The organism is Novosphingobium sp. FKTRR1, assembly GCF_020404405.1.
Lineage (GTDB): Bacteria > Pseudomonadota > Alphaproteobacteria > Sphingomonadales > Sphingomonadaceae > Novosphingobium.
Map to the genome: position 1 here is coordinate 25,919 of NZ_JAIZDA010000030.1, position 20,163 is coordinate 46,081.

A 20,163-nucleotide genomic window follows, 5' to 3' on the forward strand; every position below is an offset into this window, starting at 1 on the left:
TCGGGATGGGCGGAAGCTGGTTTTTGCATCCGTCGCGCACAGGCGCTAAGGGCAGGGTTCGATCATGCTTTCTGCCCCCTTCATCCTGCTCGACAATGCCCGCTCCGACAGCGGAACCCCGGCACGGCTCTATCGCGATCCGCTGGAGATCGTGGTCGCGCGTCGGCCGCAGGACGTGTCGGGCGCGCTCGACCGCATTGCCGCGACGCCCGGCGCATGGGCGGGCGCATTCGCCTATGAGGCAGGCCTTGCGCTCGAACCCCGGCTGGAACCGCTTGCCGCCGCGCGGACCGGGGCAGTCGGACCGCTGGTGTGGTTTGCCCGCTTTGCCGGGTGGGAAGAACTGGACAGCGCCGGGGTCGAGCAATGGCTTGCTGAACAAGGCGCCGGGCATGGACGCCTTGGTCCGCTGGGGCCGCAGCTTTCGGCCGGGGGCTATGCCCGCGCCTTTGCCGCGATGGTCGGCGCGATCCACGCGGGCGACATTTATCAGGCCAACCTGACCTTCCCGCTGGAAGGGACATGGAGCGGCGATCCGCTGGCGATCTATGCCGCGCTGCGCCGCGACGGCGGTGCCGGGCATGGCGGCGTGCTGTGGGACGGCTCGCACTGGCATCTGTCGGTATCACCCGAACTGTTCTTCGACTTGTCCGGCGGACAGGCAACCGTGCGGCCGATGAAGGGCACCGCCCCGCGCGGCGCAACCCCCGAGCAGGACGCAGCGCTCAAGGCCGGATTGGTCGCCAGCGTCAAGGATCGCGCCGAAAACCTGATGATCGTCGATCTGATGCGCAACGATCTGTCGCGCGTGGCGCAACCGGGCAGCGTGCGGGTCGAAGCGCCCTTTGCCGTCGAGACATATCCCACCGTCCACCAGATGGTGACCACGGTCCGAGCGTGTCTGCGCGAGGGTGAGAGCGCAGCCAGCCTGTTGCGCGCGATCTTTCCGTGCGGATCGATCACCGGCGCGCCCAAGATCCGCGCGATGGAACTGATCGACCAGCATGAACGCGATGCGCGGGGGCTGTATTGCGGCGCGCTCGGGCGGATCGACGCTACTGGCGATGCCGCGTTCAATGTGGCAATCCGCACGCTACGGCTGTCTCCCGACCATCCGGGCGCGGGCGGGGGCAGGGCAACCATGGGCGTGGGGTCGGCGGTGGTTGCGGATTCCTCGGCGCTGGGCGAATGGCGTGAATGCATGATCAAGGGGAATTTCTTGCGCCTGTCTGCCGCCAATGCCGACCTTATCGAGACGATGGCCTTCGACCCGGCGCGGGGCATCGCCCTGCTGGAGTTGCACCTTGAGCGGATGAAACAGAGCGCGCAGACGCTGGGTTTCGCCTTTGATCGCCATGCCGTGCGCAACGCCATTCACGCGCTGTGCTTCGATCTGGATATGCCGTCGCGGGTGCGGCTGCTGCTGGCGCGCAGCGGTGCGCATTCGTTACAGGCCTCGGCCATGCCCGAAACGCCCGCCACGGGGCTGGTCTGCGCGATCCTGCCCTTGCCGGTCAGCGAGGGCGAATGGCGCTTGCGCCACAAGACCTCCGACCGCGGCTTTTATGACGAGGCGCTGGCCACCGCGCGCGCTGCCGGTGCTTCCGAGGCGCTGTTCGTGCGCGATGACGGACTGTTGACCGAGGGCAGCTTCACCAACATCTTCGTCCGGCGCGCCGATGGCAAGCTGCTGACCCCGCATGCCGATCAGGGTTTGCTGCCCGGCGTGCTGCGCCGCAGCCTGATCGATGCGGGCAAGGTCGTCGAAGGCGAGGTGCGGATCGAGGATCTGGCCGACGGCTTCCTGCTGGGCAATGCCTTGCGCGGGCTGATCCCGGCGCGCCTGCTGGGCGATCGGGCATGATCCACAAGGCCAGCCACATGACCAGCCAGGCGCTCGATCGCATCGCGCCTTCGCGCACCAACGCGATGACCGACCGCGCCATCGCGCTGCGGGCCGAAGGGCGCGACATCATCTCGCTGTCGGTGGGCGAGCCCGACTTCCCGATGCCGGCGCATGTCAAGCAGGCGGTGCGCGACGCGCTCGACGCCGATGACACGCGCTACACCGCCGTAGCGGGCACTGCCGCACTGCGTGAGGCGGCGGCGCTGCATTTCGCGCGCGATCTGGGCATCTCCGTTCCGGCCGGGCAGGTCATCGTCAGCGCGGGCGGCAAGCAAGCGATCTTCCACGCGCTGCTGGCGACACTCGATCCGGGCGACGAGGTACTGATCCCCTCGCCATGGTGGGTCAGCTATCCCGAAATCGTCCGCTTTGCCGGAGGTGTGGTGGTAGACCTGCCGACCACCGCAGCGGGCGGTTTTCGCATCACCCCGGCGCAACTGGAAGCGGCGATCACGCCCACCACGCGTTGGCTGCTGCTCAACAGTCCGGGCAACCCGACCGGCGCGACCTATCCCGCGGTCGAACTGCTGGCGCTGGCCGATGTGCTGCGGCGCCATCCGCAAGTCTTGGTGCTGAGCGACGATATCTATGCCCCGCTGCGCTATACCGGCGGCGCGCATGCGACGCTGGCGGCGCTGTGCCCCGATCTGGCCGAGCGCGTGCTGACCATCTCGGGCGTGTCGAAAAGCCATGCGATGACGGGTCTGCGCATCGGCGTGGCGGCGGGCCCCGACTGGTTGGTGCGCGCGATGGGCAAGCTGCAATCGCACAATTCGGGCAACCCGGCCTCGCTCAGCCAGGCAGGAGCCGTGGCGGCTTTCACCGGGCCGCAGGACTTCCTGATCGACTGGCGCGAGCGTTTTCGCGCGCGGAGGGACGCGGTCGTTGCGGCGATCAACGCCATTCCCGGTCTGTCCACCCCGGTGCCGGACGGCGCGTTCTATTGCATGATCGACGCCGCGCCGCACATGCCGCGCTTTGGCGATGACGAGGCGCTGGCCCTCCATCTGCTTGAACATGGCGTTGCGGTGGTTGCCGCATCGGCATTTGGCGGGCATGACGGTTTTCGCATAAGCTTTGCTGCTGACGAGGCCAGACTGGCCGACGCGCTCCACCGAATTGAAAGGGCGCTGGCATGACCGACGCAATCCACGGACCTATCCCGATCCTGTTTGAAGACGGCGAGGCGCTGGTCATCGACAAGCCGGGTGGCTTGCCGCTCGATACCCCGCGCGCCGGTGGGCCGTCGCTCGAAGTGCGCCTGCCGGAATTGTGCCTTGGCTTCCAGCGGGTGCCGTTCCCGGTCCACCGCCTCGACCGCGACACTTCGGGCTGTCTGCTGCTGGCGCGCAACCCCAAGGCGCTGAAGCGCTTTGCCGCGGCGTTCGAGGCGCGGCTGGTGACCAAGACCTATCTCGGCGTCGTGGCGGGCGACGTGGAAGGCGATAGCGGCACAATCGACCTTGCGCTGTCGAAGATCAGCAGCGAAGCCGAAGGCTGGCGGATGATCCCGGCCAAGAAGGGCAAGCCTTCGGTCACGCACTGGCGCGTGCTCGACCGGCGCGATGGCTTGACGCTGGTTGAATTCAAGCCCGAAACCGGCCGCACCCACCAGATCCGCATTCACGCGCTGGCCGGGCTTGGCCATGGATTGCTGGGCGATGCGGTCTATGGCGAGGGCAAAGTCGGCGGTCGCGGGGCATGGCGCACGCTGCTGCACGCATCCAAGCTGGTGGTACAGCGCGATGGCAAGCCGCCGGTCGAGGCTGAGGCACCCTTGCCGCCCGACATCGCCAGCCTCGGCTTCGTCTGGTGAGTGGAGCCGACGCCATCGTCGCGCGCGCGCTGACGCTGGTCGAGGAAAGCTTCATCACCTCTGCTGGGCCGGGCGGGCAGAATGTCAACAAGGTGGCCACCGCCGTGCAGTTGCGGCTGGACGTGTTCGCTTTGCGCCTGTCGCCCGAAGTGTTCCACCGCCTGAAGGAACTGGCGGGCAGCAAAATGACCGCCAAGGGTGAGATCGTGTTCACCGCGCGGCGCTTTCGCACGCAGGAAGCCAACCGCACGGACGCGCGCGAGCGGCTGGGCGAGTTGCTGCGCGATGCGGCCAACCTGCCCGAAAAGCGCGCCAAGTCCCGCCTGAACAGGGTCGGCAAGACCCAGCGCCTGCAAGGCAAGAAGCTGCGCGGTGCGGTCAAGGCCGGGCGCGGCCGGGTATCGCTGGACTAGACACCCAGGGGAGGATGCCAAGGAACAACCGCTTCGCCGAGATGCAGGCCAAGGCCGAAGCACTGGATCTTCAAGCTCGAGCCATTCAGCAATGCCGTGCCGAAATCCGCCGGTTGGGACAGCGCATCCGCGAAGCGGATGACGATGATCTGTATGAAAGGGCGGAACTGGTCCTGCCTGATGGCCGGACCGCGCGGATCAACAGCATCGACCGCTTGATCGCCAATCGCGAGGCCTTGTCCGCCATTGCAGAAGCATTGGCCGGTTGCATTCATCATCGATACCCATCCCCAAGCCACGGCAACCCTGTGGGGTACTTGGTGCTGTGACAAGGCGCCCCAGCGTCATCGGCAGCGCCCCGCCGCGCATTCAGGCGAAAGTTGATTCCCTGCCGTCCGATTGCATTTGCTCTGGCAGCGATCAAAGCGACAACCAGTTTGGTGCAGCTTTACGAGAATGCTGCGTCAAACTGGCAGAGGACGCGGGGCTTGCGTTGCTGCGAATTAGAGAAGCGGTTCGATAAATCGATGCTGCCGGTTTGCCCTTTCCCAGCCCGTCGTTGTCGCTCGCGACGGGCGCACTACTGGATTGGGGTATTCCAATAGCGGTCCTTGATCAGCCGCTTGTAGAGCTTGCCGTTGTCGAGCCGCGGAAGGGCAGGATCGAAGTCTACCGAGCGCGGGCACTTCACATGAGCGAGACGGGCCTTGCAGAACGCGATCAACTCGGCCGCGAAAGTGGCGGTTGAGTCGGCTGGATCTAGCGGTTGGATCACTGCCTTCACTTCCTCGCCGAAATCAGAGTTGGGTACGCCGATCACGGCAGCATCGGCGACCCGGGGATGTGTGATCAGCAGGTTCTCGACCTCCTGCGGGTATATGTTTACTCCGCCGGAGATGATCATGTAGCTCTTGCGGTCGGTCAGGAAGAGGTAGCCGTCTTCGTCGAGATAGCCGACATCGCCGAGCGTCGACCAGGTCGGGTGCTGCGGATTGCGGCTATCTCGGGTCTTGGCCTCGTCGCCGAGGTAGTGGAAGTCCCAGCCGCCCTCGAAATAGACTACGCCTTGCTCGCCGGTCGGCCGTTCGTGGCCCTCGTCGTCGCAGATATGAACCACACCCCAACTCGCCTTACCGACTGAACCCGGCTTTTTTAGCCATTCCTCCGGTGTGATCCGGGTTGATCCGTTGCCTTCCGATCCGCCGTAGTACTCGTGGATGATGGGCCCCAGCCATGCGATCATCGCACGCTTGATCTCGACCGGGCAGGGTGCGGCCGCGTGGACGACGACCTTTAGTGTGGTCAGATCGTAGCGCGCGCGTACGTCTTCCGGAAGCTTGAGCAGGCGCACGAACATGGTTGGCACCATCTGGGTTGCGGTGACCTTGAACCGCTCGATCGCCTCCAGCGCGGCCTCGGGCTCGAACTTCGGCATCACCACGACTGTCCCGCCAAGCCGGTGGCAACTGGTCGTGTAGGCCAGCGGCGCGGTGTGATAGAGTGGCGCGGGCGAGAGATAGATCGTATGCGGACCGGTGCCGTAGGCAGCTGCGGAAAGCTCGGCGAGCATATGGCTGGCCGTGACCTTGCCCCCCGGCAGCGGCAACCGGATACCCTTAGGGCGGCCGGTGGTCCCGCTTGAATAGACCATGTGAAAACCTGGGGCTTCGTCGGCTATCAGCCCTGCCGGCTGCGTGGCAAGCGCTTGGTTCCATTGCGTCAGCGTCAGCACGGTGACCCCGTCTCGTGCCGGGAGGTCAGACAGCCCCACGATCTCCTGCGAGACCACCACTAGCCGCGAGCCCGAGTTCTCGACGATGTAGTCCGCTTCGTCCGCCTTCAGCCCGGTGGCGATCGGAGTGATATAGAGGCCCGCGCGCTGCCCGGCCCAATAAATCTCGAACACTTCCGGGCAATTGGGCAGCCAGAATGCGATAGTGTCCCCTCGCTTGATGCCGAGCGCGCGCAGCAGCTGCGCGCCGCGATTGGCGCGGTCTTCAAGTTCTCCATAAGTCAACCCGGCCGAGCCGTCGCTCATCAGAACAGCCGGCTTGGTCGGATCGGTCAATGCGTGGAGCCGGGGGTGTGTCACCGCAGCGTGTATTTCTTAGACTTGTCTGCCATCAGCGCCCCGCGGTCGACCTGCGGCACGCCGACCGGATTGCCGATCTGCGGAAATCTGAGCGCGCCCGCCAATGCAACCGAACGCGGCAGGTCAAGGCTGGTCCAGATTGCCTTGATGCTGCCCTGAATTGCGGCTGGAGGCTTGGCCGCGATCTGCAGCGCCAACTCGTGTGCACGCGCCCACAGTCGATCAAGCGGCAAGATCTCGCTGACAAGGCCAATCGACTTAGCATATTCGGCACTCATACGCTCGTCGTTGCCGAGCAGGACCATTCGAAGCACATCGGCGAGCGGCATTTTGTAGGTCATACCGATCGGCTCAAGCGCGCTGGTCATCCCGTATGTCACATGCGGATCGAAGAAGGTCGCGTCTTCGGAAGCGATGATTATGTCGGCCTCGTTCAGCCAGTAGAACGCGCCTCCTGCCGCCATGCCGTGCACTGCGGCAATCATTGGTTTCCAGCACTTGCGCGATTTGGGGCCAAGCAGGTCGCCTGGATCCTCGCAGTGCCAGATATTGTCGAGATCGACCGCAGGTCGCTGGTCGCCACCCGCGACAGCGCCCTTTACATCGACTCCGGTGCAGAATGCCCGGCCCGGCGCGGCCCGCAGCACACTGACATGAATATCGTCATTCCACGAAATCTCGTGCCAGACCTGAGCAAATTCATCCATCATCTGGCGGTTGAAGCTGTTCATCGCTTCGGGCCGGTTGATTGTGATCGTGGCTACATGATCGGCCACTTCGAAGAGGATGGTATCGTAGCTCACGCTTGACTCTCCCGCCTAAGGCGTGTGATTGATTGTTATGTGACCTAGTTATATAACTGAGAGGACTGATGGCAAGCGCAATCCCCTCTGACTTGCGGCTAGAGGTAGAGCAAGGCACGGGCTGTGTCATTGCTGCCGAAGTCGCGCGTGGAGGAGGCGGGGCATCGCGTCAGGGCGCTGAAGTGACGCTCAAGGCAGCCGATGGCTGCGAGCAGCGCTGCTATCTCGCCTGGGACGCCCGCGCCGGTGATCCCTCACGCCGGCCCTTTTTCGAGCGCGAGACGGCAATCCTGCATGCGCTGTCAGGACCGCTTGCGGCAAGCGGGATAAAGGCAGCACCGCTGATCGGGAGCTACCCTTCGCACCTTGCGTTGCTTAGCGCTTTCGTTCCGGGCAATGACCGGTTTGCGTTGGCCGAAGACAAGTCAGCGCTTGCCGCCGATTTTGTTGGCCAGCTTGCCGCCCTGCACCGGCTCGATGCCACTGATCCTGCTTTTGCTGCACTGGGCGACGCGCGACAACTGCCTTCGCAGCGCATTGCCGCGAACTTGGCGCACTGGCAGGTGACAAACCTCGCGGCGGGTGCCGATCCCATCCTGCAGATCGCGCTCGAATGGCTGGTTCGCCATGTCCCAGCCGATTGCGGACCTCCGGTGGTGCTGCATGGAGATGCAGGCCCGGGCAATTTCCTGTTCGAAGGCGGCCGGGTTACCGCGCTGATCGATTGGGAACTGACCCACCTCGGCGACCCGGCGGAAGATCTCGCGCAGATCTGGGTGCGCAGCTTGATCCAGCCCTTCGTACCGATGCACGAGGTGCTGGCCACTTATGCCGCAGTCAGTGGTTCAAAATTGGATTTGGCGCGGATCAAGTATCACCGGCTCTTTTTCCAGCTGAGTTTTACGGTGCCGAGTGCCGCACAGGCTTCCCTACCGGGATCGCGCACCGGCGCGAGCGGGACCGGGTTGCTTTATGGTACGATGCACAAGCGGGTCATCGTGCGCGCTGTGGCCGAGCTTGCCGGCATCGCGCTGACTGATCCGGAGTTGCCGCAAATTGAGCCCGACTGGACCGACTGTTATTTCGCGGCCGCGCTGGATGACTTGAAAGACGACATCGTTCCCGCCGCCGCCAATCAGCGCGCGGCAGCCAAGGCCAAGGATCTGGCGCGGCTCGTGAAGTTCTGGCGCCGCCGGGCGAGCCATGGGGCGACTTTCGATGCAGCTGAGCTGGCCGAGATCCGCGCGCTATTGCCCGGTGCGCCTGGCGATCTCGCATCTGCACGCACCGCTCTGGGTAAGGCGATCGCGACCGGCAGTGTCGATTTTTCCGCCGCGCTGCAGCTGTGCCACAACCGCGCGATGCGCGAGACGTATGTGATGACAGACGCCATGGGCGCGCTGGCCACCACTTGGTATGAGGAAATCGCCTGAATGGACTTCGATCTTTCCGACGAGCAGAAGATGCTGGCTGATCAGGCCCGCGGCCTATTGGCCGAGCGCACGCCGTTCGACCGCCTGCGCACCCTGATCGACAGCGGTGCTGAATGGGATGAGCCGCTGTGGCGCGAACTGGGCCAGATGGGCTTTTTGGGCGCGAATATTCCGCAGGAATTCGGCGGCCTCGGCATGTCTGAGTTGGATCTCGGTGTGATCGGGCAGGAGCTTGGCCGGGTCAACGCGGCGGTGCCTTTCTTCTCATCGATTGTGCTGGCCGCCGACGCGATCAGGCTTGCCGGCACTACGGCGCAGAAAGTCGAATGGCTGCCGCGGCTGGCGAGCGGCGAGGCAATCGCCTGCTTTGCCAGCGCCGAAGGGCCCGGGCCGCTGCTGGGGCAAGGTGTGGTACTCGCCGAAGGCAAGCTCGCTGGAACCAAACATCCGGTTGCCGACGCTGGGATTGCGACGCTTGCCGTTGTGCAGGTGGGCGATGGGCTGGCGCTGGTACGGCTTGATCAGCCGGGCGTTACACGCACGCGGCTTGATAGCTTCGACCAACTGCGCGCGCATTACCGGATCGACTTTGCTGATGCGGTCGCCGAGCCGTTGCCGGGCAGTGGCGTGCTGGCCAGGCTGCTCGACCGTGCGGCGGTGCAGGCCGCGTTCGAGGCGGTGGGCGGTTCGGAAGCCTGTCTTGCGATGGGGCGCGACTATGCGATGGGTCGGCAGATGTTTGGCCGTCCGCTCGCCGGGTATCAGGCGATCAAGCACAAGCTCGCCGATGTTGCGGTGGCGATCGAACTGGCCAAGTCTAATGCCTATTTCGCAGGTTGGGCTGCAGAGTGTGCGGCCGACGACCTCCCAGGTGCCGCTGCCGCCGCGCGGCTCACCGCGATCAAGGCCTTCGAGATGGCTGCACGCGAGAACCTGCAGGTTCACGGCGGGATCGGTTATACTTTCGAGGCCAACTGCCACTTCTACTACCGCCGCGAGCGCATGCTGGCGGTGATCGTAGGCAATCGCGGCTACTGGGCGGACCGTCTGCTCAATGCCCAGCCTGGCGCGCAGGGCCAGGCACACTCGACTGAAAAGGCTGCCTGAGATGGATTTTAACGACACCCCGGCCGAAGCTGCCTTCCGCGCCGAAGCGCGGGCTTGGCTGGCGGCCCATGCACCAGCGCACGAGCTAGCCGCTGGGATCAAGATCCCCGATACCGAGGAGGCAGCCCGTGGCCGCGCATGGATGCGCGAGCTGTGTGATGGCGGTTGGTCGGGCCTGACCTTTCCAAAGGCGCTTGGCGGCCGCGGGCTTACGGGCATCGAGGCGGTGATTTTCTCTGAGGAGGAGTCCCGCTACCAATTGCCCAAGGGCCCATTCACCACTATCGGCACCGGCATGGCGCTCCCAGTGATTGCGAAGCACGGCAACGATGCACAGCGCGCGCAGTTCATCGAGCCCACGCTGAAGGGCGATCTCACGTGGTGTCAGCTGTTTTCGGAGCCCTCCGCCGGGTCAGACCTTGCCAACATGCGAACCAAGGCGGTGCGCGCTGATGATGGTTCGGGCGACTGGATCGTCAATGGACAAAAAGTTTGGTCCAGTTGGGCGCACCTGACTGACTGGGGAATCCTTGTGGTTCGCACCGATCCGACCGTACCCAAGCACAAAGGGCTGACCTTCTTTGCAGTCGACATGAAGACGCCGGGTATCGAAACCAGGCCGATCCGGCAGATTTCGGGGATGAGTGAGTTCAACGAAACGTTTCTCACCGATGTGCGTATCCCCGATGCCAACCGGATTGGTGCGATCGGCGAAGGCTGGGCGTGCTGCATGACCGTGCTGATGGGCGAGCGGCTTGGGTCTGGCGCGCACCGAAGCGGTGTTGAGCCGCTGATCGATATGGCCGGGCGCACGCCTTCGGATGACGGAGCAACCATGCTTGATGACCGCGCAGTACGGCTGGCCCTGGCTGATGCTCTGGCCGAAGAACAGGGCGAGCGCTTCTTTCAGGCGCGGCTCAGAACAATGGTTTCCAAGGGAGAGAACCCAGGGGCGCTCGCTGGAATGATCAAGCTGGCTTATGCCGGACGCCAGCAGAAGGTGCTGGGGCTTGGCATGGAACTGCGCGGGCTTGATGCCATTGCCGCCGATCCGGCCGACAGCGCCACGGCCGATCTGCAGTATGACTACATCTATTCAACCGTCATGCGCATCGCGGGCGGCGCGGATGAAGTGCTCCGCAACCAGATCGCCGAGCGGGTTCTGAACATGCCGGGCGAGGTGCGGATGGACAAGGATGTGCCGTTTGAGCAGCTGAAGTAGGGAGGTGGCGGCCGCGGGCTGGCCACACTGGCAGGTCAGGCAGCCTTGCGCCGTGCCTTTGCGGCTTCAGTCAGAGGGCCGACCAATTCCTTCTTGAGTATCTTGCCATTGGGGTTGAGCGGCATGTCCTGCAGCACCAGCAAGGTGCGGGGAACCTTGTTGTCTGCCAGATGTTCGCGGCAGAAAGCGATAATGTCCTCAGGCGTTGCGACTATGCCAGGGCGCAGTGTGACGGCTGCCGCAACATCCTCACCCAGCACTTCATGTTCGACCCCGACGACGGCAGCTTGCTGCACGGCCGGATGGAGGTGCAGAGCGGTTTCGATTTCCAGCGGAGTGATATTGTAGCCGCCGCGGATGATCAGTTCCTTTGAGCGACCAGCCAGGATCAAGTCGCCGTCTATATCGATGTAGCCAAGATCGCCGGTCTTGGTCCAGCCGCCTACGAAGCTGGCGGCCGTGGCTTCCGGATCGTTCCAGTAGCGGCGCGGGTGCTTCTGGAAGCCGTAGATTTCGCCGACCACGCCCGGCTCTGCGATCACGGTACCCTGCTCGTCGCGCAACTGCATGTGTTCGGGCAGCTTGCCCACGCAGCCGGGTTTGAGCACCTGTTCCTTTGTGGTGGTGCCGATGCCAATGCCGCCTTCGGACATACCGTAGCTATTGCGCATCCTTACATGGGGCCAAAGCTCCATCGCGCGCTTAACCGAATCGTGCGGCAGCGGCGCTGTGCCGGTCATCAGGTATTTAACACCGGCAAAATCGTAGTCCCGCACATCGGGATGATCGAGGATAAGCCGAAGCATCGAGGGGACCAGATAGACCAGATTGGGCTGCTTTGCTTTGACCAAATCCAGGAAACCCTTGGGATCAAACCGGGGCTGGGTGATTGCGGTAGCACCGCCGCGTGCGGGTAGCATGACAATCCCGAGGTTCCCGCCCGAGCCGGTGAGCGGCAGCGCGTTCAGCGTTGAGCGCGAGCGGTCCATATTCAGCCCTGTCACCCCCTTCATCAGATCCGGATGCGACACGACGACACCCTTGATCTTGCCAGTCGTGCCGCTGGTGCCAAGGATTTCGGCATCAGCGCCCGGATCGAGGCTGCTCTGGTCGGGGAGCGCGGCCAAGTCGCGCGGCATAGCGTCCACGGTCCAGCAACCGTCCAACTTCAGCGCTGCCAAAGCGTCCGGCACATCGGTGATACACCAGCGCGGCGTGGTCAGCTCAGCAAAGTCGGCGATTTCCTTGGCGTTGAGGCGCGTATTGATCGGGCAGGCAATCCCGCCCGCGCGGAATACCGCGAATACCGCGATCGCCATTTCCACGGCATGGGCATTGCTGATCGGCAGAAAAACACGGTCGCCGGGCTGAAGCCCCGCCGCCGCCAGCCCGCCGCCGACCGCGTCAGCCTCACGATCCCATTCCGCGTAGGTGATGGCGCGGGTAATGCCGTCATGCGCGATTTCATCACGCTGGTGCTGCGATCGCACCTTGAGCGCATCACTGATCCGCCGCACCTCAACCATCCTGAAATCCCTTGCCTGTCGTTGGAGCTTCTATTACCTAGTTATACAACTGGGATCAAGGAGCGAATGCCGTGGCGGATGCAAAGGCCGATATTAAGCAAAGCGACGAATGGCAGAAGGCCGTCGACTACGAGATATCGGATAGTGATATCGAACGGCAGCGCAAGCTGATCGGGTTCTGGGAGCCGATGAAGGCGGCCGAGTATGTGCAGACAGCCTCGGAAGATTCGATCCGCAACTGGGCCTATGGCTGCGGCGATGACAATCCGCTGTTCACCAATCCGGCCTATGCGCGCAAGACCCGCTGGGGCGGTGTGATCGCACCCGGCATGTTCGTGGGTCAGATCAACCGGCCGATGAAGGGCGATCCTACCCCGGACGAGGTCCGCGCGCTTAAGAAAAGCCTGTTCAAGGGTATCCACGTGTTCGTTTCAGGCTCGGGCTGGAATTTCTACCGCCCTGTGCGACCGGGGGACACGATCTATTCCTATGGCGGGGACCTGACTTGTGAGGTCAAGCAATCCGAATTCGCAGGCCGTTCGGTCATCATCACCAGCCGCCGGGTAAAAGTTAACCAGCGCGCCGAAGTGATCGCTACCTACGATATCCTGCGCGTGCTGACCGAACGCAAGACCGCGGCGAAGAAGGGCAAGAATCTCTCCATCCAGCCGGCGACTTATACTGACGAGGAATGGCAGGCGATCGAGGATGTCTACGCGGGTGAACAGGTACAAGGCAGCACCAAGCGCTGGTTTGAGGAAGTGGCCACGGGCGATACTCTCGGCCAGCAGGCTAAGGGACCGCTGACGGTAACCGACGTGATCTGCTTCCATGCCGCAGGGTACGGCTTTTCGCCGTACGCACCGACGGCAAACCGCCGTGCCCACAAGAACCGCCAGCGCATCCCCGCGTTCTACGTCAAGAACGAGCACGGTATTCCCGATGTTGCCCAGCGGCTCCACTGGGACCCGGTGTGGGCGCAGGCGATTGGCAATCCTATGGCCTATGACTACGGCGTCATGCGCGAAAACTACTTGTGGCAGTACCTCAACGACTGGGCTGGCGATGACGGAGTGATTGTCCATGTCCACGACGAGATCCGCAAGTTCAACTATATGGGTGATATCCAGCGCGTTACTGGCGAAGTGCTGGGCAAGCGTACTGAAAACGGACAGAATCTTGTCGATGTGGCGGTTCGTTTCGTTAACCAGCGCGGCGAGGAAACGGTGCGTTCAACCGCGACCATCGCCTTACCAAGCAAGGACAAACCACTACCGCTTTATCCCGAGGTGCCGGCCGATCTGGCTGAAACCGCGGTGCGGATGATGGCGCGACACTGGGAATTGGGTGGGGATTGAGCGGATCATGGCCGATGAAGTTCTGATCGCGAATGAGGGTGGTGTCCGTATCATCACCCTCAACCGGCCCGACCGGCTCAACGCGCTCAACGGCGCTATCATGGCGCCTCTCGCCGATGCTGCTGCGGATGCGGCACGCGACGCGTCTGTCGGCTGTGTCGTAGTGACCGGTGCCGGGCGCGGCTTTTGCGCAGGCGGCGATCTCAAGGAGGGCGGCGCAGACAAGGCGGTTGTTGGGGCCAATCCGGACAGTGGCAGCCGCGCCGAACAAAGCTTCGTCAGACTGCGTGGCTTTATGGAAACCTCACGCCTGCTGCACGAGATGCCGAAGCCGACCATCGCTATGGTCAACGGTCCGGTCGCGGGGGCCGGGATCGGCATCGCGGGGGCCTGCGATCTGCGCTTCGCTGGGCGTTCGGCGACCTTTCTCACTGCATTCGACAAGATCGGGGGTGCCGGCGATTTCGGCTCGACCTGGTTCTGGACCAAGATCGTGGGCACGGGCGTGGCGCGCGAACTGTTCCTGCTGGGCGAAAAACTCTCCGGCGAGGAAGCCTTCGCCAAGGGAATTTACACCCGTCTCTTCGACGATGAGGTTCTGCGCAGCGAAACGCTGAAAGTCGCTCACCGGCTTGCAGACGGTCCGCGGATGGGTTTCCGCTACATGAAGCAGAACCTCAACAACGCCGAAGATTGGGCGTTCGAAGCCCAGTTCGATGCGGAGGCCCTGAATATGGGCCTTTCAACCCAAGCCACTGCACTGATCTGGCGCGAAGCGCGCAAGGCGAGCGAGTAATCAGCGAGGAGTAATCGGGACGTTTTCCAATTGAAAGCCCGGAGCTACGAAGACTGTCTGAAAGCCGCGCGCATATACGCCCTGTTCGTCGGCGAACACATTGCGCGCAGTGCCGTGGCCATTGCCCGCCATGTGGGTTTCGGCATCGAGGAGGAACCAGTCGCCCACTGGCATGCGCAGGAATTGGACCGTAATATCGAGGTTGGCGAAAGACCATTCCGCTGCGTTGGTACTTGATCCGAAGCCGTTGCCGAAATCGGCAAAGAGGCATGCCTTGACGAAGTTGGACGGCGCGGTTCCACGGATCACTTCGCCGTCCATCGCTAGCCACGAAACGCCGCGTCCTGGCTCGCCAGGGCCACCGAACACGCGCCGCATGCGGATGGCCCCGGCCATGCGTGCAGAGCGCGGCCCGTCTGTTTCCGCGATTGCCGCCGGCGCAGGATAGTCATGCGGCACCTGAAAGACCGGCGTTTCAAGCCGCCGCACGCGCAGCACATGCGCCTGTGCCACCGGGCGGTCGTCGGCGAACAGATTGACGCGGTGCAACTTGCTCTGTCGCCCTTCGCGCAGCACCTCTGTCCGCATGGTCAGTGGCTGGTGCGGAACTTTGCCGAAGATATCGACCTGGAAGCGGGCGATCTCGAAATAGGCGTTCAGCGCCGCATCCTCGGCCCCGCAGGCGAGCAGGGCACTGACCGGCCCACCGGCTATGGCACGGCCGTCCCAAGGGCTGCGTGTTAGGCCTGACGGATGGTGCAACGTTCCTTCCTGCTCAAAATAGAACGGGGGCCAGGGACGGGTGTCCGCTTCACTCAAAGGCACTTCCTCATCTGTCGACATGTTTGACCTAGTGATATAAGTAAGGCATAGGAATGGCGGTCAAGCAAGCACCGAACCGGGAGAGTTTTGTCAATGGACCTGAACTACGGCGAAGCTGCGGAGGCGTTCCGCAAGGAAGTTCGCGGCTTCATCAGGCAGGCCTGGCAGCCCGGCGAATTGCGCGGGACCGAGCTTAAGGATTACATCCGTTCCTTCCGCCGTGCCGCGATCGACAACGGCTATCTCTACCGATCAGTGCCCAAGCGCTATGGCGGCTCCGAGCAGCCAGTTGACGTGATCCGCGCGCAAGTGATTCGCGAGGAATTCGGCCGCGCTCGTGCGCCCATGGAAGTGGGCGGCAACGGCGTAAACATGACTGTGCCGACCTTGCTGGAGAAGGGCACCGAGGAGCAGCGTGATCTGTTCATCCGGAAGACCATCGAGGGCGACTACGTTTGGGGGCAGGGCTATTCCGAGCCAGGTTCGGGTAGCGATCTCGCCTCGGTGCGCACCAAAGCCGAGCTTTCTGCCGACGGCGGCAAGTGGATCGTCAACGGCCAGAAGATCTGGACCAGCCAGGGCATGCAATCGACCCACATGTTCATGCTGGTGCGCACCGAACCCGATGCGCCCAAACACGACGGTATTACCTACCTGCTAATGGACCTGAACCAGCCTGGGATTACGCGTCGCCCCATCCGTCAGATGACCGGTGAACAGGGTGGCCACACGTTCTGCGAGTTCTTTTTCGACAATGCCGAGGCGCCGGTTTCATGGCAGGTCGGTGAGCGCGGACAGGGCTGGTATGTCAGCCGGACGACGCTCAAGCATGAACGCGCCAGCATCGGCAGCGCCGATGGGCTTGGCAGCCAGTTTCGCAAACTGGTCGAACTGGCGCAGGAAATGGGCCGGATCGGCGATCCGCTGGTGCGCGACCGGCTAGTGGAAATCGAAGGCCGCGTGCTCTCGCATCGCTATACCAGTTTTCGCCTGTTCTCCTGCGCGGCAGCGGGCGAGGATGCGGGGCCTGTCCAATTGCTGATGAAGCTGCTGCTGACCGAGATCGGCCACGATATCGCACTGCTCGCGCAGGACTTGATCGGCGAACAGGGCATGACCGAGCCGGTCGGGGCTGGCGGGCGTGGCCCCCGTGGTCCGCGCGGACCCAACAAGTGGCTGGACCAGATCATGGGCAGCCTCGGCAATTCAATTGCTGGTGGAACCAGCAATATTCAGCGCAACATCGTTGGCGAGCGGGGGCTGGGCCTGCCGCGCGATCTCGCGATGAGCGCGGAGAAGTAGGCCATGCATTTTCATCTTACTGCCGAACAGGTCGCGATTCAGGACGCGGTGCGCGGGACGCTTAACGAAGCCTGGGATATGGAACGGCTTCATGCCTTTGCCGATGGTGATGTCGATTTCGACGCGGATAGTTGGCAGGCGCTGATGGCGCTTGGTATTGGCGGTTTGGCACTGTCCGAGGCCGATGGCGGTGCCGGGCTTGGGTTGCTTGATGCGGCATTGGTCTGCGAAGTGGCGGGCGAAGCGGCCGCGCCGGGGCCGCTGATCGGGCAGATTGTCGCTGCCATAGCCGTGGCTCATTGCCGCCATGAAGCAACCCGCGCGTTGCTGCCCGGGATCGCGAGCGGCGAGATCGTGGCGACGATCGCGCTGGACAGCGATCTGGTCCAGTGCGCCCGCGCTGCGCACCTGTTCCTCGCCGGCGACGGGGCCGGCGGATTGTGCCTCACCGCGGCGGGCGAAGGTGTCGAGATCGAACCAGTTACCGCCACCGATCGCAGCCGCCCAGTTTCGCGGGTCAGGTTTGGCGCGGCAACCACGTATCCGCTGTTTTCAGCTGGTGATCCAATGGTTCAACGGGTTCGCGATGCGGCGCTTATCCTGATTGCTGCTGATGCGCTCGGAGGCGCGCAGCATTGCACCGATCTCTCGGTTGAGTATGCCAAGACCCGTGAGCAGTTCGGGCAGCCGATCGGCCGGTTTCAGGGCCTCAAGCACCAGCTTGCGCACATGATGCTCGATGTCGAACCTGCGCGCGCGCAAGTCTGGTATGCCGCATATGCATGGGATGCAGCTTTGCCCGATGCGACGCGCGTTGCGGCGATGGCCAAGGCCCATCTGTGCGAGGTTTATACCCGCACGACCCGCGCCGCCATCGCCGTACATGGCGGTATTGGCTATACGTGGGAATATGGGCTGAACTACTGGTTTCGCCGCTCGGTACACGACCGTGCCTGGCTCGGCAGCCCGGCAGAACATCGGGCCCGTGCAGCGGAGCTGGCCGGCTGGTAGCGCGATGGAAGGGACAAATCTTGCCTCCGGCGTAGCGCGGCTCCAACCCGATGATCATTTCATGATCCCGTCGGAAACCAAAGCCTTGCCGATGCATGTCGGCGCGCAGTTGTTGGCAGACGTTGAAATTATATATCTTGTCGGGGAGGAAACGACGTCCACGCCCGATACAGAAGCGCACTACGCTCACGGTGTCGTACTCTACCAGCAACGGCTCGATCGGAAGCAGCCGCCGTTCATGGCACTTCCGTTCCTGGTCTGGCCAGTTAACGTCGCGTTGGGGAGTATCGCCAAATCCACAATTTCCCCTTGCCGATCATCGGTGGCGAGCAATTTCTCGACAGAACATTCCGCCGTAGCGGCGATAACCTCGAAACGGGGGCGATCGCCGACTCAGAAACGATCGCTTTTGCCACCCGGATCGCTGACGTGTTCTGGCTGGCGGTACAGGGCTATGTCCGACCGGCGGGTGTCGGGGCGATGCAGCTTGCAGGAGTAAGGTCATGAAACCAGGTTCGCGTTTGAGAAGCAGCGTTTGCGACAGTGAAGTGGTGGTTATCCGCTATGCCAGCGGCGCCTTGACCTGCGGCGGCGCACCGCTTGCCGATGAGGGGGGCGACGCTGCAGAGATCGACCCAGCGCAAGCCGGTGGCACAGTCATGGGCAAGCGGTATGTCGATGCCGGCGGCACGGTCGAGTTGCTCTGTGTCAAGCCGGGCAAGGGCACGCTTGCACTGGATGGCGAGGCGCTGCATCTCAAGGAAGCCAAACCGCTTCCGGCCTCGGATTGAGCGAGCCAGGCATTTTCCATGAACATAGCCCTATTTCTCGAAATGGCCGCGCTGGCTGATGCAAACCGGATCGGCCTCGTATGCGACGGCAAGCGCTGGTCTTACGGCGAGCTTGATGCAGCAGCGCGCGGGGCCTGTGCGCTCATCCGCGCCAGCGGCGCCAGCCACGTCGCGCTGCTCGATGAATCAAGTGAGGCGGCGGTGATCGCGCTGTTCGGCGCGGCACTGGCCGGGGTGCCGTATTGCCCGCTCAATTATCGTCTTGCGGATACGGATCTCGCCGCTTTGCTCGACCGGGTCGCGCCGGCGCTTGTCGTCGGTGATGTCCAGAGGGTTGAGAAGCTGTCGGGTGGACACACAGTATACCCGCGCAGCGAGTTCACGCTTGCCGCGCTGGAGGCTGTGGCGGACGAGCAGGCCGATTATGATCCGGGCGAAGGCGTCGCGATCCAACTCTTCACCAGCGGCACTACTGCCGCACCCAAAGCTGCCATTCTCGCGCATTCTAACCTTGTGTCCTACATTCTCGGCACGGTCGATTTCGGCTCGGCGGAGGAAAGTGAGGCAACGCTGGTTTCAGTACCGCCATACCACATCGCCGGGATCGCTGCGCTCGCCTCGTCGATTTACGCGCAGCGGCGAGTTGTGTTGCTCCCGGCGTTTGCGCCGGAAGATTGGCTCAAGCTGGTCGCAGCAGAGAAGGTCACCAATGCTTTTGTCGTGCCAACCATGCTAGGCCGGATCATTCAGGCGCTGGACAAAGGTGTTCGGGCCGACATCGGCTCGCTCAAGGCCATTGCCTATGGCGGGGGCAAGATGCCGCTGGAGTTGATCCACCAGGCACTGGACCTGTTTCCCGAAACCGCCTTTACCAACGCCTACGGCCTGACCGAAACGAGTTCAACGGTCGCGCTGCTGGGGCCTAACGAGCATCGCGCCGCGCATGGTTCTGATGATCCCAAGGTGCGCGCCCGACTGGCCTCGGTTGGTATTCCGCTGCCGACAATCGAACTAGAAATCCGCGGCGAGGATGGCGAAGTGCTGCCGGCCGGGCAGCCAGGTGAAATCTATGTGCGCGGCGATCAGGTTTCGGGCCAGTACAAGGAAAAGAGCGCGCTCGATGCCGAAGGCTGGTTCCCGACCCGAGATGCAGGTTATCTCGACGAGGACGGCTACCTGTTCCTGGCCGGGCGGGCAGACGATGTCATCGTGCGCGGAGGTGAAAATATCTCCCCGGGCGAGATCGAGGATTTGCTGCTCACCCATCCGGCGATCGCCGATATTGCCGCGGTCGCCGTACCCAGCCTCGAATGGGGTGAGGCGGTCGGGATCGCAGTGGTGGTGCGTGGCGGCTTTGCGCATCCTACGGAGGACGAGATCAAGAGCATCGTCCGCGCGCGCCTGCGTTCGAGCCGGGTGCCCGAACTCGTTCGGTTCTTTCCCAGCTTACCGTACAACGAAATGGGCAAGCTACTGCGCCGCGAAGTGAAGAAGTTGCTCGCCGCATGATGTTCGATGGTCTTGCGCTGCCGCTGGTCTGCGCACCTATGAGCTTTGCCTCCTCGGTCGAATTGGCGACAGCCTGCAGCAGGGCTGGCGTAGTCGCCGGATGGCAAGGCGGAGCGGCGACCAAGCTTAGAGCCCGAGCGAAAAGTGGTTGAGCGATATCAGTAGGTTGTGATTCAGCGTCGTTGTCGAGACGATGGAGGAAGCACATGCCCTGGACTGATACCGCTCGCCGCAAGCATATGCGGGAAGGTGCGGG

General features: G+C 63.2%; 19 protein-coding genes. 14 read left to right on the forward strand and 5 right to left on the reverse strand.

The features are described 5' to 3' along the window. Positions 1-64 precede the first annotated feature (64 nt). From pabB to arfB, 4 genes are read left to right on the forward strand one after another with little or no spacing between them, the layout of a single operon-like run. Positions 65-1,864, forward strand: coding sequence for an aminodeoxychorismate synthase component I (gene pabB, locus LDN95_RS19135; RefSeq protein WP_226019170.1), 1,800 nt, complete (start codon positions 65-67; stop codon positions 1,862-1,864). After that, on the forward strand, positions 1,861-3,045 hold the full coding sequence (locus LDN95_RS19140) for a pyridoxal phosphate-dependent aminotransferase (protein ID WP_226019171.1): 1,185 nt from the start codon (positions 1,861-1,863) through the stop codon (positions 3,043-3,045). Before pabB ends, LDN95_RS19140 begins: the two co-directional genes overlap by 4 nt. Then, on the forward strand, positions 3,042-3,722 hold the full coding sequence (locus tag LDN95_RS19145; RefSeq protein WP_226019172.1) for an RluA family pseudouridine synthase: 681 nt from the start codon (positions 3,042-3,044) through the stop codon (positions 3,720-3,722). The genes LDN95_RS19140 and LDN95_RS19145 overlap by 4 nt, the downstream gene beginning before the upstream one ends. Continuing rightward, positions 3,719-4,135, forward strand: a complete 417-nt coding sequence (arfB, locus tag LDN95_RS19150; protein ID WP_226019173.1) for an alternative ribosome rescue aminoacyl-tRNA hydrolase ArfB — start codon at positions 3,719-3,721, stop codon at positions 4,133-4,135. Before LDN95_RS19145 ends, arfB begins: the two co-directional genes overlap by 4 nt. Here the strand turns inward: arfB and LDN95_RS23345 are convergent. The 3 genes from LDN95_RS23345 to LDN95_RS19165 form a co-directional block, all read right to left on the reverse strand. Then, entirely contained in the window at positions 4,132-4,413 is a 282-nt protein-coding gene (locus tag LDN95_RS23345; RefSeq protein WP_370631717.1) for a hypothetical protein, read from the reverse strand. The two genes, arfB and LDN95_RS23345, sit on opposite strands and share 4 nt — an antisense overlap. A gap of 302 nt (positions 4,414-4,715) precedes the next feature. Then, complete coding sequence (locus LDN95_RS19160) at positions 4,716-6,203, reverse strand: acyl-CoA synthetase (RefSeq protein ID WP_255631023.1); 1,488 nt, start codon at positions 6,201-6,203, stop codon at positions 4,716-4,718. 20 nt (positions 6,204-6,223) lie between these two features. Continuing rightward, positions 6,224-7,030 carry an enoyl-CoA hydratase/isomerase family protein gene (locus LDN95_RS19165; RefSeq protein ID WP_226019175.1) on the reverse strand — a complete coding sequence of 269 codons (807 nt, stop codon included), beginning with the start codon at positions 7,028-7,030 and terminating at the stop codon, positions 6,224-6,226. 68 nt (positions 7,031-7,098) lie between these two features. On the opposite strand from LDN95_RS19165, the gene LDN95_RS19170 reads away from it, so the two are divergent. The 3 genes from LDN95_RS19170 to LDN95_RS19180 are packed head-to-tail and all read left to right on the forward strand — an operon-like array spanning position 7,099 to position 10,792. Beyond that, positions 7,099-8,463: a phosphotransferase family protein gene (locus tag LDN95_RS19170; protein WP_226019176.1), complete on the forward strand. Its 1,365-nt coding sequence runs from the start codon at positions 7,099-7,101 to the stop codon at positions 8,461-8,463. After that, positions 8,464-9,570, forward strand: coding sequence for an acyl-CoA dehydrogenase family protein (locus LDN95_RS19175; protein ID WP_226019177.1), 1,107 nt, complete (start codon positions 8,464-8,466; stop codon positions 9,568-9,570). Beyond that, a complete protein-coding gene (locus tag LDN95_RS19180) occupies positions 9,518-10,792 on the forward strand; it encodes an acyl-CoA dehydrogenase family protein (protein ID WP_226019178.1) in 1,275 nt (424 codons plus the stop codon). Before LDN95_RS19175 ends, LDN95_RS19180 begins: the two co-directional genes overlap by 53 nt. A 35-nt stretch (positions 10,793-10,827) precedes the next feature. Here LDN95_RS19180 and LDN95_RS19185 read toward each other — a convergent pair whose 3' ends face one another. Next, a complete protein-coding gene (locus LDN95_RS19185; RefSeq protein WP_226019179.1) occupies positions 10,828-12,318 on the reverse strand; it encodes a class I adenylate-forming enzyme family protein in 1,491 nt (496 codons plus the stop codon). Between the two features lie 71 nt (positions 12,319-12,389). Between LDN95_RS19185 and LDN95_RS19190 the strand changes: the two genes are divergently transcribed. Then, positions 12,390-13,676 (forward strand): MaoC family dehydratase N-terminal domain-containing protein, encoded by a 1,287-nt coding sequence (locus LDN95_RS19190; RefSeq protein WP_226019180.1) that lies wholly within the window; start codon positions 12,390-12,392, stop codon positions 13,674-13,676. 7 nt (positions 13,677-13,683) lie between these two features. Then, entirely contained in the window at positions 13,684-14,472 is a 789-nt protein-coding gene (locus LDN95_RS19195; protein WP_226019181.1) for an enoyl-CoA hydratase-related protein, read from the forward strand. Here LDN95_RS19195 and LDN95_RS19200 read toward each other — a convergent pair whose 3' ends face one another. Then, the gene (locus LDN95_RS19200) at positions 14,473-15,291 is read right to left on the reverse strand and encodes a thioesterase family protein (RefSeq protein ID WP_226019182.1); all 819 of its coding nucleotides are present in this window, start codon (positions 15,289-15,291) and stop codon (positions 14,473-14,475) included. Between the two features lie 96 nt (positions 15,292-15,387). Between LDN95_RS19200 and LDN95_RS19205 the strand changes: the two genes are divergently transcribed. From LDN95_RS19205 to LDN95_RS19225, 5 genes are all read left to right on the forward strand, one after another. Next, positions 15,388-16,596: an acyl-CoA dehydrogenase family protein gene (locus tag LDN95_RS19205; protein ID WP_226019183.1), complete on the forward strand. Its 1,209-nt coding sequence runs from the start codon at positions 15,388-15,390 to the stop codon at positions 16,594-16,596. A gap of 3 nt (positions 16,597-16,599) precedes the next feature. Beyond that, entirely contained in the window at positions 16,600-17,607 is a 1,008-nt protein-coding gene (locus LDN95_RS19210; protein ID WP_226019184.1) for an acyl-CoA dehydrogenase family protein, read from the forward strand. Between the two features lie 309 nt (positions 17,608-17,916). Further along, positions 17,917-18,114, forward strand: a complete 198-nt coding sequence (locus tag LDN95_RS19215; RefSeq protein WP_226019185.1) for a hypothetical protein — start codon at positions 17,917-17,919, stop codon at positions 18,112-18,114. Beyond that, positions 18,111-18,398: a hypothetical protein gene (locus LDN95_RS19220; RefSeq protein ID WP_226019186.1), complete on the forward strand. Its 288-nt coding sequence runs from the start codon at positions 18,111-18,113 to the stop codon at positions 18,396-18,398. Before LDN95_RS19215 ends, LDN95_RS19220 begins: the two co-directional genes overlap by 4 nt. A gap of 18 nt (positions 18,399-18,416) precedes the next feature. Further along, positions 18,417-19,907, forward strand: a complete 1,491-nt coding sequence (locus LDN95_RS19225; RefSeq protein WP_226019187.1) for a class I adenylate-forming enzyme family protein — start codon at positions 18,417-18,419, stop codon at positions 19,905-19,907. The last annotated feature ends 256 nt before the right edge of the window (positions 19,908-20,163 follow it).

Bases quoted from the DNA above. Each gene is read 5' to 3' on its own strand.
- pabB (WP_226019170.1), top strand. From the start codon at position 65: ATGCTTTCTGCCCCCTTCATCCTGCTCGACAATGCCCGCTCCGACAGC.
- LDN95_RS19140 (WP_226019171.1), top strand. From the start codon at position 1,861: ATGATCCACAAGGCCAGCCACATGACCAGCCAGGCGCTCGATCGCATC.
- LDN95_RS19145 (WP_226019172.1), top strand. From the start codon at position 3,042: ATGACCGACGCAATCCACGGACCTATCCCGATCCTGTTTGAAGACGGC.
- LDN95_RS23345 (WP_370631717.1), bottom strand. From the start codon at position 4,413: ATGATGAATGCAACCGGCCAATGCTTCTGCAATGGCGGACAAGGCCTC.
- LDN95_RS19170 (WP_226019176.1), top strand. From the start codon at position 7,099: ATGGCAAGCGCAATCCCCTCTGACTTGCGGCTAGAGGTAGAGCAAGGC.
- LDN95_RS19175 (WP_226019177.1), top strand. From the start codon at position 8,464: ATGGACTTCGATCTTTCCGACGAGCAGAAGATGCTGGCTGATCAGGCC.
- LDN95_RS19180 (WP_226019178.1), top strand. From the start codon at position 9,518: ATGCCCAGCCTGGCGCGCAGGGCCAGGCACACTCGACTGAAAAGGCTG.
- LDN95_RS19185 (WP_226019179.1), bottom strand. From the start codon at position 12,318: ATGGTTGAGGTGCGGCGGATCAGTGATGCGCTCAAGGTGCGATCGCAG.
- LDN95_RS19195 (WP_226019181.1), top strand. From the start codon at position 13,684: ATGGCCGATGAAGTTCTGATCGCGAATGAGGGTGGTGTCCGTATCATC.
- LDN95_RS19205 (WP_226019183.1), top strand. From the start codon at position 15,388: ATGGACCTGAACTACGGCGAAGCTGCGGAGGCGTTCCGCAAGGAAGTT.
- LDN95_RS19210 (WP_226019184.1), top strand. From the start codon at position 16,600: ATGCATTTTCATCTTACTGCCGAACAGGTCGCGATTCAGGACGCGGTG.
- LDN95_RS19220 (WP_226019186.1), top strand. From the start codon at position 18,111: ATGAAACCAGGTTCGCGTTTGAGAAGCAGCGTTTGCGACAGTGAAGTG.
- LDN95_RS19225 (WP_226019187.1), top strand. From the start codon at position 18,417: ATGAACATAGCCCTATTTCTCGAAATGGCCGCGCTGGCTGATGCAAAC.